The 13,256-nt window shown below is 55.2% G+C and carries 13 protein-coding genes; 8 read left to right on the top strand and 5 right to left on the bottom strand.

The features are described 5' to 3' along the window. Window positions 1–93: 93 nt before the first annotated feature. Window positions 94–852 (top strand): L,D-transpeptidase, encoded by a 759-nt coding sequence (locus ACQKP1_RS23975; RefSeq protein ID WP_077549660.1) that lies wholly within the window; start codon window positions 94–96, stop codon window positions 850–852. A 154-nt stretch (window positions 853–1,006) separates the two neighbouring features. Here ACQKP1_RS23975 and ACQKP1_RS23980 read toward each other — a convergent pair whose 3' ends face one another. Beyond that, window positions 1,007–1,561: a recombinase family protein gene (locus ACQKP1_RS23980; RefSeq protein WP_077549227.1), complete on the bottom strand. Its 555-nt coding sequence runs from the start codon at window positions 1,559–1,561 to the stop codon at window positions 1,007–1,009. A 258-nt stretch (window positions 1,562–1,819) separates the two neighbouring features. On the opposite strand from ACQKP1_RS23980, the gene ACQKP1_RS23985 reads away from it, so the two are divergent. The 3 genes from ACQKP1_RS23985 (at window position 1,820) to ACQKP1_RS23995 (ending at window position 3,731) form a co-directional block, all read left to right on the top strand. Beyond that, the gene (locus ACQKP1_RS23985; protein WP_427277299.1) at window positions 1,820–2,053 is read left to right on the top strand and encodes a hypothetical protein; all 234 of its coding nucleotides are present in this window, start codon (window positions 1,820–1,822) and stop codon (window positions 2,051–2,053) included. Between the two features lie 184 nt (window positions 2,054–2,237). Next, window positions 2,238–3,308: a GGDEF domain-containing protein gene (locus tag ACQKP1_RS23990; protein WP_427277300.1), complete on the top strand. Its 1,071-nt coding sequence runs from the start codon at window positions 2,238–2,240 to the stop codon at window positions 3,306–3,308. A gap of 129 nt (window positions 3,309–3,437) precedes the next feature. Further along, complete coding sequence (locus ACQKP1_RS23995) at window positions 3,438–3,731, top strand: hypothetical protein (RefSeq protein ID WP_427277301.1); 294 nt, start codon at window positions 3,438–3,440, stop codon at window positions 3,729–3,731. 662 nt (window positions 3,732–4,393) lie between these two features. On the opposite strand, the gene ACQKP1_RS24000 is transcribed toward ACQKP1_RS23995, so the two are convergent. Next, entirely contained in the window at window positions 4,394–5,158 is a 765-nt protein-coding gene (locus ACQKP1_RS24000; RefSeq protein WP_427277302.1) for a GGDEF domain-containing protein, read from the bottom strand. A 26-nt stretch (window positions 5,159–5,184) separates the two neighbouring features. Between ACQKP1_RS24000 and ACQKP1_RS24005 the strand changes: the two genes are divergently transcribed. Next, window positions 5,185–5,604, top strand: a complete 420-nt coding sequence (locus ACQKP1_RS24005; protein ID WP_427277303.1) for a methyl-accepting chemotaxis protein — start codon at window positions 5,185–5,187, stop codon at window positions 5,602–5,604. A 335-nt stretch (window positions 5,605–5,939) separates the two neighbouring features. Here ACQKP1_RS24005 and ACQKP1_RS24010 read toward each other — a convergent pair whose 3' ends face one another. After that, entirely contained in the window at window positions 5,940–6,251 is a 312-nt protein-coding gene (locus ACQKP1_RS24010) for a hypothetical protein (protein WP_427277304.1), read from the bottom strand. A 222-nt stretch (window positions 6,252–6,473) separates the two neighbouring features. Between ACQKP1_RS24010 and ACQKP1_RS24015 the strand changes: the two genes are divergently transcribed. From ACQKP1_RS24015 to ACQKP1_RS24025, 3 genes are all read left to right on the top strand, one after another. Further along, complete coding sequence (locus ACQKP1_RS24015) at window positions 6,474–8,324, top strand: methyl-accepting chemotaxis protein (protein WP_427277305.1); 1,851 nt, start codon at window positions 6,474–6,476, stop codon at window positions 8,322–8,324. Window positions 8,325–8,560: 236 nt separating this feature from the next. Beyond that, window positions 8,561–10,456: a diguanylate cyclase gene (locus ACQKP1_RS24020; protein WP_427277306.1), complete on the top strand. Its 1,896-nt coding sequence runs from the start codon at window positions 8,561–8,563 to the stop codon at window positions 10,454–10,456. 81 nt (window positions 10,457–10,537) lie between these two features. Beyond that, entirely contained in the window at window positions 10,538–10,864 is a 327-nt protein-coding gene (locus ACQKP1_RS24025) for an ArsR/SmtB family transcription factor (RefSeq protein ID WP_427277307.1), read from the top strand. 67 nt (window positions 10,865–10,931) lie between these two features. On the opposite strand, the gene ACQKP1_RS24030 is transcribed toward ACQKP1_RS24025, so the two are convergent. Both ACQKP1_RS24030 and ACQKP1_RS24035 read right to left on the bottom strand, forming a co-directional pair. After that, on the bottom strand, window positions 10,932–12,464 hold the full coding sequence (locus ACQKP1_RS24030; protein WP_427277308.1) for a sensor histidine kinase: 1,533 nt from the start codon (window positions 12,462–12,464) through the stop codon (window positions 10,932–10,934). Window positions 12,465–12,875: 411 nt separating this feature from the next. Beyond that, on the bottom strand, window positions 12,876–13,256 hold a 381-nt coding region (locus tag ACQKP1_RS24035; RefSeq protein WP_427277309.1), incomplete at its 5' end, for an IS5 family transposase.

Consider the following 13,256-nt stretch of genomic DNA (forward strand, 5'->3'; position numbering starts at 1 on the left):
CACGGCGCACTGGCCTCCGCCATTCGTCACTTAAGGTTGCCCTAAGGCGGGCAGGCTTGGAAGCAGCCCGCGAGATTAACAGAGAGTACCGACATGGCCTATGATAGTCAGACTGAAGAGAGAACGAGCAGCTCAAATGGACGGTGGGTGGGTGCAGGCTTGCCAAGGCGCTCCTTCATCCTTGGTGTAGGGGCGATCGCCGTCTCTGGCTGTGTATCGACCCAACCGCCGCCCGTCGTGACGATCGCCGAACCTCCGCCAGCGCCTGCGCCGGTGGTGCCGCCGATGTACTATGCAATGCCCAATGAGAGGTTTCCGATCCCGGAGGTCGACATCAGCCAGCTACCGCCGCAGTTCTGGCGAACCGAGGTGGACTATCCGACGAACGAGAAGCCAGGCACCCTCGTCGTCGATACGCCAGCCAAATATCTCTACCACGTTAAGGCAGGTGGCCGCGCGACCCGCTATGGAATCGGAGTAGGACGGGAGGGGTTCGCCTGGGCTGGGGAGGCCATAATGGCTTACAGGCGGGAATGGCCGCGCTGGACACCGCCTGATTCAATGGTTGCGCGGCAGCCAGGGCTGGAGCCCTACAGCATTGCAAATGGAGGCATGGATCCCGGACTCAAAAATCCACTCGGTGCTCGCGCCCTCTATATCCATGAAAACGGGAAGGACACGCTGTATCGGATACACGGCACGCCTGAGGCGTTCAGCATCGGGAAGGCCGTTTCCTCAGGTTGCATTCGGCTCATCAATCAGGATGTGATCCATCTTCACGACGAGGCAAGAGATGGCAGCCGCATCGTCGTCATTCCCGACCCGGCGATGAGCCATCTGCTTGTGGGATGAACTTCAGGTTGACCCGCGTGTCACATCACCAGCGGGTCAACCTGTGATCCTGGGGCAGGAATCGCCGCGTTCGGCTCGCTTTAGAAATTGCCGCAACGCAGCCGTATGCGCTGGACTGCAATGTCCGCTGTTGGCGCAAAGCCGCCATCCCGCCCTACGATGATGCGGCTTCTTTTAGGGCGCGATACACGCTCGCCCGACCTATGTTCAGCGTCTTGGCAATCTCTGTTGGTCCCATCCCGTCGGATTTAAGTCGGCGGATCTCAGCAACATCAACATGGGGCTTCCTGCCTTTGTAGACCCCTCTGCTTTTTGCTGCGGCGATGCCTTCCATCTGTCGTTCTTTACGAAGGTTCGTCTCGAACTCAGCAAACACGCCGAGCATATCAAGGAAAGCTTTGCCGGCCGCTGAACTGGTGTCTATCGGCTGTTCCGTCGCCTTCAGCGTCACCCCTTTTTCCTTAAGCAGCCGTACGATGTCCTGCAGATCCCCGACTGACCGCGCCAGCCGATCGACCCGCGTCACGACCAGGCTGTCGCCGTCGCGCATGAATTCCAGAAGCGTGTTAAGCTCCTTCCGATCCTGCTTGGTCGATCCGGATTTCTTTTCCGCCCGGATGACCGTGCATCCGGCCGCCTTCAAAGCCGCCTCTTGAATCGCCAGATCCTGATCGATGGTGCTGACCCGCGCATACCCGTAAATTGCCATGAAACGTCTCATTAGGTTCTAGACCTTCAATGGGTAACGTCTCATAGCTGCAAAATCAACCCAAATGATACACCAGTCTGTGTCTCACGGAGACTGTCTCAGCAGGTATAGTCTTCTTAGACGCAAGTGAGCGCGCCGAGGCGACAGTCTTGGGCAAGGCGGGCCAGATAGGGTTCGAACGTTTCAGGCTCATTGCAGAGTTCACCAAATGGAACATCAGAAACTGATCAAGGCGAAAGGGGCGGCCAGGGGGCGCTGATGAGCAACACCTATTTCGATGATCAGCAGGAAATCGGGCCGCTGGAGCTGAAGTTGTTGCGCGAGTTATTAGCGGATATGCTTCGAGACCGGTATCGCCGTTCTAGCGCGGCTGACGAACTCGCATTAGCCAAGGAACTCGTTGCTCTTTTTGAAGCTGGTTTTCGCACCAGGGAGGAGCTGAAAGCGATGACGGCGGAAAGCATAGTTCGGCTATGCCCCGAAAAATTCTAGAATCAGGGCATTTCGAGGTACGGGAAGTTTAAGCCGAGTGCAAAGCCGCCGGGCACCGCAGGCCGAAGTGAGGCCGGGTGTTTTGACACGCATTTGATAATCGTTAAGTTTGCATTTCAGCAAAGATTAACCTGCAGCGTGTATTTGTGTTTATATTCTCAAGGTATAACGGAATGCTAGAGACGTGAAGCAAGGCATTGACGGACGACAAAGCAGTTTCGAGATTGCTTCGGCTGTACTCAAAGCGATGTATGTTTCGGGAGTTGCCCCGATCCCGCGGAACTATCAGCTTTACTACGAGGCATTCATTGCGACTAACAAGGCTCTCTCAGAGGACCTTACGCGGCTAGGCTCACGCCCAACACAATCTGAGCTGGATAGCTTGGCGGCCGTCTACCTCGGCGCTGGCAATGCAGCAATTTATGAAGCGATCCACGAGCAGGTGACCGAGCATTTGTCCGAGGCTGCTCAACTGCTTGAACGCGAGCAACATGTCTTACACGATTACAACCAGCTGCTAACCGATACGGTTGGGCAGCTGAGCTCCGTCAATCAGCAGACGGTCGGCGTATTGAAATCTCTGGTGCGCACACTTTCCTCGGCGACTGGAGCGACTTTGTCGCATAACGAAAAAACCCGCCGTTCGTACTCACGATCGCAGGCGGAATTTGATGAGGTCTACGAACAGCTTGAGCGGTACAAGGCGGCCGCGAATACCGACTCTCTGACCGGCCTCTGCAACAGGCGGGCCTTCGATGAAGAACTGGCTGCAATCTACGCAGAAGCACCAGAGTTGCTGCGCGTTACGGCGTTAGTGCTTGCAGATGTCGATTATTTCAAGCGGGTCAATGACCGATTTGGTCATCCTGTTGGTGATAGGCTTCTGGTGAGTCTGGCGGCCAGTCTTCGCAAAGCGGCTCCCTCGACAGCATCGATTGCCCGTGTAGGGGGTGAGGAGTTTGCTCTCATAATCCGAGAGCGCCTTCGTGATGAGGTTCATGGTTTCGCACAACATCTCAGATCGGCGATCGCCCGCCAGCGATTTGTGGTCGAGCGCCTAGGGATCGATCTGAATGGTATCACCATGTCGATCGGTGTGGCTATGGGATCTCAGGCATCCAGTGCCGACGAGCTTTATCGTGCCGCTGATAATGCGTTGTATCGGGCGAAGAACGAGGGGCGTAACAAAGTGGTCATGTTTGACGACAGAGTGTCTGACGAGATGAGGCGGGACTGGCTCATCTATCAGAAGTGAAATTGGGTGAGCTGATGTGCTGCGTCACCAGTGAAACTCACAGTAACAAGTGAAACGGAATCGCGTCATTGGAGGGCCGATTCCGGTCTGGCGGGGTTCGTCAGTTCAGGTATGTTATAAGGTAAATTCATGAGCGAGTATCAGAATCGCGCTGTCCGAATACAGAAAGAGTTGTTTCCATTAGAAGCGCTTGAAATGAAGCGCCAGATGTTGAAAGCGGCGCTCCAGCTTTTTAGCAGCCTGGGTGGCTCGCATGAGGATGCAGTGGCTTTAGCTCAGAGTATCCCGTCTCGCGAACATCAGGTCGGGAGTGAGGTTGGCCTTCTCATGTTTGAGCTCGCTCGCATCAGCCATGCGAACGATATCGATATTATGCAGGCCGCTTATAACGTGCTGGATGCTGCGGTTGCAGATGGGGCTTGACGTGCAGAGTCGACCTGACATCGGGCGCTACATGCTTTGGCGAGCATCGGAATTATGTCGCCTATTGCGCATTTGTCCGACGGCTAGAGGAGATACCCATCTAAAGTCTCGGATTGCCAGGGCAGTGTCTGCAAACCCGAGCGAGGGCGAGGAGTTAATCGCGGCAGTCCTGGCACGGGAAGTGGCACAAGGTCTGCCAAGGATTGCAGCAGGCGATGTGTTCGTCTCCACCTAGCAGTCCTAGCTGCGTTTATATGCGGGACAATTCACTGTGACATGATGGACGAGGTTGATGACGTCAATCAAACGATGGTTGCTCTTAGGCGACTGTCTCGTCATGATGTCCTAATCGTTGTGAAGCTCTGGCCTGCGATATTGGCAAGCAGCGCTTTGCGGGCGGGTGCCCGATCGGCACGGTAAAAGGCCGGTTGCATCGCGCAACGTCTGCGTTTGAAGCGTCATCTACTATCATTGATCCGATTCAGGCATCAGCAGAATACGATGTGTCACTACAGACCCGAGGGCGGGGCCTCTGACCCGGCTACCAATTCTGAAACGAACTACGACTTGGCCCAAGACGCAAGAGCGGATCGCGAGCTGCTTAGTACCTTACGGCAGAACATCGCCCTGTTGGCCGATATCTGTTGGATAGGTTTTGAACTTTACGGTCCATTCTTGCCGAGTCTCATCACTACCTGGTCGGACATCACCAGCCGACCACGCCCATCATGCTTCGCCAGATAAAGCAACTTATCGACGCGCTCCAAAGCTGCAGCAAGAGGTTCTTGCGGTGGCCGATAGGTAATGCCCGCAGAAATGGATACCTGGATGGTAACCTCCCCCGCTTCTATTGGCGCGAACTGCAACTCGGCGGAAAATTCCTTGATGGCCCGTGTCACCGTCCATTCGGTTGCGTCGCGATGAAAGCTGATGAATTCTTCTCCTCCCCAGCGCGCGGTCAACGCTTCCTGGCCCACTCGTTCATCCAAGCGCCTAGCAAACGCCGCGAGCACCTGGTCCCCAATCGGATGGCCGTAGTGATCGTTGATGCGCTTGAAGTGATCGATATCGAAAATCGCTAGTGTGCCACCTGTTCCTCCTTGCGCATCAACCTCGGCAACTCGGTCAATGAACGCCCTTCTGTTCAGGAGCCCCGTCAGGTGATCATTGTTCGCAAGCCGCCTCAGCTCCTCCTGCTGCTGAACTGAAGCGGTCGCATCGCGGATGACTGCCACGAAGAAGGTTTGCGATTTATCCTGGACCTTTGCAACCGAAATGCTGAGGGATACCAGTGAGCCATCCGCTCGCAGGCCTTTAATAACACCACCACGCGAAGTCATAGGGCGCGAGACTTCGCATGACTGGTGAAATTTCCAAAGTGAGTTCGCATGCGCATCTCGCAACCTCGGTGGGATCAGGCTCTCCACCCGCGCCCCCAAAAGGTGTCGCCGGGTTGTCAAGAAGATCCGGGCGGCGGCGTCGTCAGGAAGTGCGCGAGCTTGCCCAGCGCTCAGCCAATGCTGCCAAGGAAATCAAGGCTCTGATCAATGCGTCCGGCGAGGAAGTCCGCCATGGTGTGTCGCTGGTCGATCAGGCGGGCGAAGCGCTGAGCACGATTTCGACTGAGGTTCAGGCTATCAGCCGAGAGATCTGCAAGATCATCGACGGAGCCAAGACGCAGGCTGAGGGCCTTTCCGAAATCGACGCCGCGCTCGGACAGATCGACAGGAATACCCAGCAGAATGCAGCCATGGTCGAGGAGTCGAGTGCAGCCATCCAGCAACTGGTGCAGGAAGCTACCACCCTGGATCACCTGATGTTGCAGTTCAAGGTTGAGTCGAGAACAAGTCACTCGCACCGTCGCGCGGCTTGACCTGGTGGCAATCAGCGCCTCCGTCTCCCGACGGGGGCGCCCCCAAAGATGATAGTGACAGAGCTCGGAGACTGTATCCCGTCGATAACTTGTGCCATCGGACGGATGAATAGAGATGTCTTAAAGCATACATGCGATGAACGGCGGCTCGAAGGCTATGTTGGGGCGACAGGCCAATCTGTAATGAGGTCGATTCTCGTGATTAAGTGCAAAGCGACATTACCAGGCGAAAGATGCCGGACGCGACCGTGTTGGTTTACAGATGATTGCCGACGAGCGTATCAAGAGGCAAGCTTGATAGCTATGGCATCAGGGTGAAGGATAACCAATCAAGTCTAAGTCTCTGAGTGGGTGCTTTCGATGAGCGCCCGCGCTTGCCTCAGTACCTGCTCGAAGACCTCAGTAATTTCCCGCGACGAAAATGGGACGTCTGTGTACTTGCGTGTTCCCATAGCTATCGCTTCGCCGAGGCCACCGATTTTCGCCTCGAGCTTGGCAAAGTGCTCGAACGGCTCTTTCTGAACCAACGAAATCTCTCGCAGCAGAATAGCGTTGAGATTGATCAACGCCAGGATCTGCTTGGACTGGATTTCTGTGCGATCAATGAGGGCAAGTAGAGCTTTGCCGCTGCTGCTGTCTGCAGTCAAACTTCTGTACTCCCCTGAAACGAAGTCACTGTGACGGAACTTGCTTCGCTGCTGCCACGTAACATGAACTGGCGCCACAATGATAGGGTCGCTAAGTGAGTGGAGCGAGGGAGGTACGACGAATGGCTAACATGTTTCGAGAGACAGTGCTGTTCAAGATAACGGGAATTTAGGAAATTCTGATTGTAATGGTCGGTGTTTGTCTCGCCCGAGGAAAATGCCATGCCAAAACTAACAATCGCCCGCTTGCTCCTCAGTTTTGCCGCCGTTGTCATCATCGGCCTTGCGACTGCGATCGGCCTTCAAAGCTACACTCTGTCTCAGCTCAAGGTGAGCGGCCCGGTCTATAACGGGATCATCGATGGCAAGGACTTGATCGCAGACATCCTGCCGCCCCCGCTTTACGTGGTCGAAGCTTATATGCTTGCGAGCGAAGCGGTGCTCAACCCCAGCAAAGCGGGCATGGATGCGCAGAAGATAGATCGGCTCAAAGCCGAATATCATAATCGTCGGGCATACTGGCAGCAGTCGCAACTGCCCGATGTCTTGAAAGACAAGCTGGTGAATGACGTCCTCGTCAAGGGAGACGCATTTTGGGCAAGTTATGGTGATAGCTTCGGCTCAGGCTCAAATCTATCCGACGCCGAGAGTAAAGCCGCTATTGCGGAGCTTGGTGACAAGTTCTGGATCCATGACGCGGCGGTTCGAGAACTTGTCGAGATGGCAAACACTCACCTCGTGTCCGAAGAGGCGATGGCGCGGTCGACCACTGCTAAGCTTGAGCGTTGGGCCATCATCGGCAGTGGGATTAGCGTGTTTCTGTTTATCGGTGGAATTTTATATTTCCGTCGTCGCGCTATCACCCCTCTTGGTACCATCTCTGGCTACATGACCCATTTGGCTCAGGGTGATCTAACGAAGACCGTGCCATTCAGCGACAGAACGGATGAAATCGGCGAGATGGCGACATCGGTCGAGGTCTTCAGGCAGGCTGCGCTTGAGCGGCAACGTCTCCGCCTGGAAGCAGAGGAAAGCTCGGCGCGCACGAATGAGGCGCAGAAACGGCATGCGGCCGCTATGGCTGAACAGGCCGACGCCTTGGCTCATGTCGTCGAAACCTTGGGCGCTGGCCTTGCCCGGCTCGCCGAATGTAACATTCGCTATACGATTGATGATCCATTCACCAAGGACTTCGAACCGTTGCGTCGTGACTTCAATGAGGCGCTATCAGCGTTCCAGGCTACACTTGTTCAAGTGCAGGAGACAACCCAGGCCATTCACGAGAACGGCCTTGAAATGCGCTCGGCCTCCGACAATCTCGCCAAACGGACCGAACAGCAGGCAGCCGCATTGGAAGAGACCGCAGCAGCGCTCGAGCAGGTATCTACCACCGTTGCGCAAGCCTCGGAGCGCAGTCAGGAAACGCGGAAGCTGGTTGCCGACGCTAAAATCTGTACCGACGAGTCAGGACGGGTCGTGCTCAAGGCCATTAGCGCCATGAAGTCCATTGAGCAGTCTGCAGCTGAGATCGGACAAATCATTGGTGTTATCGATGAGATTGCATTCCAGACCAACTTGCTTGCTCTCAATGCTGGTGTGGAGGCCGCGCGGGCAGGGGAGGCGGGTAAAGGCTTCGCCGTCGTTGCTCAGGAGGTACGAGAGCTCGCCCAGCGATCGGCAGTCGCCGCGAAAGAGATCAAAACCTTGGTGTCCAATTCGGGTCAGCAGGTTAATACGGGCGTGAAGCTTGTTGATGAGACGGGCCACGCCCTCTCGCGCATCAACGAATTTGTTGTGTCGATTGATCGGAACGTCGATGCGATTTCGACAGGAGCGATCGAGCAGTCGGCGGGCTTGAAGCAAATCAGCATCGCCGTAAACGAACTTGACCAAATGACCCAGCAAAACGCGGCGATGGTGGAGGAGACGACGGCTCTCAGTCACAATCTATCTTCAGCATCGACGCATCTTGCCGCCTTGGTGGGTCGCTTTGTGCTGAACCGTCGGTCTAAGGTAAGAGATGGAGAGCCACGGCTGCCACAACAACACTCCGATCAGGCGGACGCAGCCTAACGCTCAGAATGGCGGCAAAACTTTTAGACTAGTATGCGCCCGCCCGGCTATTTGGCCTGGGCGGGATCTTTTTATCCCGACAGCGCTAACCCGATCTTAGTGAGTCTTTGCTGATATGAGCGAAGTGTCTGCTGTCGTGAGCAACGCCTTGACGCCGGCAGTGGTAATACACGGTGCCTTCAAGGCTCTGAGCGACGCCGCAGGACATACCTGAACCCGTTGCGCCGAGTAGCTCCATGGAAAATCAAAGTCTGGCAATTTCGTTTCTCGCCCAGCTCGGAGTGATCAGCCTTGCATTGACAATTTGCTCTCTGATCAGGGATCGACTGACGAGTGATCTCACATTGCTTCGTCGAGTGGCCAATGGGATTTTATTCGGGAGTACCGCTTCACTTTTGATGTTCATGCCGGGTGAACTGCTGGAAGGCTTCCGATTTGATTTGCGCATCGTACCCCTCGCCGTGGTCGGCTTGATCTCTGGACCGGTCGGCGCTTTGACCGCAGCCTTGGTAACCAGCGCCGTTCGCATCTGGCTGGGAGGTGCCGGCGTGTTTATCGGCGTGACCGGAATTATCCTCGCATCGCTCGTTGCTGCGCTCGGTGCAATGCTTGTGACGAGAGGGCATCGCAGCGTGTTGAGCGTGCTCGTGTTCAGTCTGTTAAATGCAGCGGTCGCCCTTATCGTTTTGGCGCTTCTACCCCCTAGCATACGTGCACACCTCGTAGACCAGGGTGCTCATTATCTCTTGCTTGGGCTGAATTTCCTTGGCACTGCGATATCCACTTTCTACGTCCGGGTAGACACCATACGCAGGGAGAACGCTCGCCTTAACGAACTCCACAGGCAGATTGTCAGCGCCCTACCTGATGCTCTGAACGTAAAAGATCTCAGCGGTCGGTTCTTGATCGCCAACAATGCGACCGCGCAATTGATGGGTGCCCGATCAACCTCCGAAATGATCGGTAAAACAGATTTCGATTATTACAGTCGGGAAGATGCGACTGTATTTTTGTCTGACGAGCAGCAGTTTATCGCCAATCCGAGGCCCACTTCTCTGGAGCAACAGTTTGAGCGCGCCGGGCAAACGGTGTGGCTTCACACCATCAAGGCTCCATACTTCGATGATAATGGGCAGCTCCGTGGGATTGTCAGTCATACGGCAGACGTAAGTGCTCAGAAGTTGCTTCAGGCAGAACTTGAATCCACCCGGGTTCTTTTGCAAACGGCAACCAATGAGATGGCGGACGGATTAGCAATGTTTGATGGCGACGGCCGACTTGTCATGTGGAACCGCCACTATCTCTCGATCTTCCCATATGTGAATGAGCGCACTTGCCGAGGGCGTACGCTCGGAGAACTTTTGACCGCGGGTGTACTCAGTGGCGACATACAGATCCCGGATGATGCCGCGCCCTTGGCCTGGGTCGAGGAGGAAGTCCACCGCAGCGAGACGGCAACAGATTCTGAACTTCAATTGAGCGATGGCCGGTGGGTATGCAAGTCGATCAGCATGCTCGAAACTGGAGGATGGGTCACACTTTACTCGGACATATCCGAGCAAAAGGCGGCAGCGCAGCTGCTGGAGAGGCTTGCCACCCGCGATAGCCTAACTGACCTTGCCAATCGACGGGTGTTCGATCGCACCTTAGAGACCGTCTTCGACACAGCCAAAAAGTCATCTGAAAACTTGTCGCTGATGATGATTGACGTCGATCATTTCAAGACGTTCAATGACACCTATGGGCATCCCGCAGGCGACAAAGCGCTGCAACGGATTTCGGCAGTGCTTCAGGCTTCATGTCGCGCTGGGCTTGATCTGGTGGCGCGCTACGGTGGCGAGGAATTCGCGGTAATTCTGCCAAGCGCATCCTTGGAAGAGTGTTCGGCGATTGCCGAACGCATGATCGTGGCTGTTCGAGACTTACATATTCCCCATGCTGCGAGCCCCAGCTTTGAGATTAGGGTATCGATAGGCATTGCCGAAATGCGTGACGACCTGGTCAACAGTCGAGAGCTGGTAGAACGCTGCGATCAGGCCTTATATGAGGCGAAAGCCGCCGGGCGCGATACTGTGAGGTCATGGGCAGGTGCGCAACTCTCGGACCGCCAGTCACGTCGAGTGTCAGCCTGAACTTTAAGCGATGAAAGCATTGATGATCTATTAACCATATGCTCATATTATGCCGAGCAGCAAAAAGAGGCGAGGTCGAAAATGAACATGCTGGTTCTCAACGTTATGCCGCTCAGTTTTACCCGTCCTCTAGAGAGTGATCTGGAGCGGACAGCATCCGTCTTCTCGACCCTGGCAAACTCAATCAGGCTGGCCATTTTTTGCCGGATAATCGAGCGGGAATGGTCAGTGAACGAACTGGCTGATGACATCGGCCTCAGCCAATCCGCGCTCTCCCAGCATCTACGTAAGCTGCGAGATGCCAAAGTGGTGAAAACGCGCCGCGATCGGCAAACCGTCTATTATCGCTGTGATGATACCAGGGTTCTTGACCTGTTGACCCAAACTGGTCTTATCGGCTCTCCCTAGTCTCAAGCCGTTGAGCTGGTCAGCCGGTGTTCAGGTGAGAAAACCGCCTCAAGCATCCGCATCCAGCTCACGCGAGCTTCAATGTCGCGGTAAAGTGCGTTCCACCTTGCGCTTCGAAACTGAACTTGCCTGCAAGCTGTCTGACAGCACCGTCAATCAGCCGCGTTCCCGTCCCAGTCTTAACAGTTGTCGGGTCGAAACCTGCACCACGGTCAGAAATTGTTAAGGTTGTTTTACCGTCCGCGAGCGGTGCCGACAAACCGATGTCGAGATCCCCTGCACGGTTGGACGGATATGCGTATTTGACCGCATTCGTGACAACCTCATTCACGATCAGCGCGAAGGCCGTAGCTTTCTCAGCTGAAACGAGCTGCGGACATAAATCGTATCGTACCTCAAATTGAGCATCATGAGCGGCGAGCGCTTCGGAGACGACGGCGCGAACAAGCTCACTCGCGTCGATTGCAGCATAGGCATCATGTTTATAGATCTGTTCGTGGACCGCGATCATGGATTTGATCCGACTGTTCAGTGCGTCAAAGCCCTCTGATCCTCTCATCTGGAGTCGGACGAGCGACACGACTGATTGCAGGTTGTTTTTGACGCGATGGTGGATCTCTCGAAGCAGGAGTTCGTTCGCCTCAAGCGCATCAGCCAGCTGCTGCGATTGCTTCTCTTGGGCGCGCAGAAGGTGTGCGATCCACCAGCCGGCTGTGCCTGCGCCGCCGACGATGACGAGAGCCACCAGGCTCAGCATGAGCAGAGTTTGCCAGAAAGAGTGCATAAGAAAGGTGTAATCCGCCGCAGCAACGGCGATGAATGGCGTGCCTTCGACTGTGCGGTAAGCGACCAGGCGGCTGACACCGTCCACCGGGGATGCATCTGCTTGATAAGTTCCAGATGGAGCATTTTTCAGATAGTCGGTGAACAGTAAGTACCCGGACATGTCCAACGTCGTCTTCGCAAGGGGATATCGTGCCACCAGCATGCCGTCATCACGGATCATGCTGATGGTATAGTTGCCACCGAGATCGACAGTCTCCCAAATCGGCTGTAGAACCTCAACGGGAATGGCGACCATGATCGCGCCCGCAAACGCTCCCGCTCGAATGACGCGTCGGCTGTATACGAATATCTGACTGCCATTGGTTCGACTGATGAGCAGTGACGATGTGTATTCTAACTGCCCGTCCCTCACTGCAGTGAAATAATCACGGTCGGTAATATCGACCGGTTTCAAATCCGGATCGGTGGAATAAAGGGTCCGCCCCGCTTGGTCGACCACATAAGCAAGGACGCCATCCGGCAGAGCCTCGGTCGCTTGCTTCAAGTCTCTGACGCCGCCGTCGAAGCTCAGATCCGCAGAACGCAGGGAATCGTCGATACGTCGCAGCGTCTGAGTCGCGATCTGGTGGATCCACGACACATGGCTTGCGACAATTTTGGCGGATGCCGAAACACGTTCTTCAGCTCGACTGACCGTCGAGAAGTATGATTGGGTTGCCCAGGAACCTAGGATTGCCAGCAGGAAAACAAGAGCGGCCGCCGTCGCAATGGCCGCAATTTTTGAAACAGATCGGGTTGAATTGCCGACAGCCACCCGTCCATCCTCCACCCCAACAAATCAGGTAATTCGCGCGATCATAGCTAGGAGACTGCTTTGAAAAGATCAAGGCAATTCGATGCTTTGATGTGCTCTCCCACGGCAGCAACCTTATCTACCGAGCGCGAGACCAAGCTAGCTTGTTGTATTTGCCAGCATGTACAGCAAATATGAGCGGCTGGTCTGTCAAAGGTTCCCACCTGATAGGTTCGGAGGGCAAATGATAGCTGTGCCCATCAACCTGTTTATCACCAGGTTCGGCCTGTCGCCTGCATGAATTTGTTGTTGGTAATCGCCAAGGTTGCTGGTGAAGGTCGTTAAAACAGGCATTTTAAGCGTAGAGGGGATGATTGATTTTATATGATCCGCGAAATTGCCAAGAGCCTAAGAGTCGGACTCGAAAAGCCTTCAACGATAACCGTACCTTGCAAGTCGCCTTGTAATCAGGCGAATGTGGGCGATGATGATCCAAGCTTCTGATGAGGCGATGGACTTTTCGACATCCTTTGCCAATCTGCGGCATCTGCCGAGCCAGGCGAAGGTCCGTTCGACGACCCAGCGGCGCGGTAGGACTTCGAAGCCTTTCGCCTTGTCCGAGCGCTTGATGATCTCAACCGTCCAGCGCCCGATCTTCTTCAGCCGTCGCTTCAGCTTATCGCCCGCATAGCCGCCATCGGCGAAGACGTGCAGCAACCACGGCCACCTGTGGCGGATGGATTTCAGCAGATCGGGAGCGCCATCGCGATCCTGGATATCGGCCCCATGCACCATGAGGCCAACCATCAGGCC

The organism is Allorhizobium sp. NPDC080224 (assembly GCF_050281005.1).
Classification (GTDB): Bacteria; Pseudomonadota; Alphaproteobacteria; order Rhizobiales; family Rhizobiaceae; genus Allorhizobium.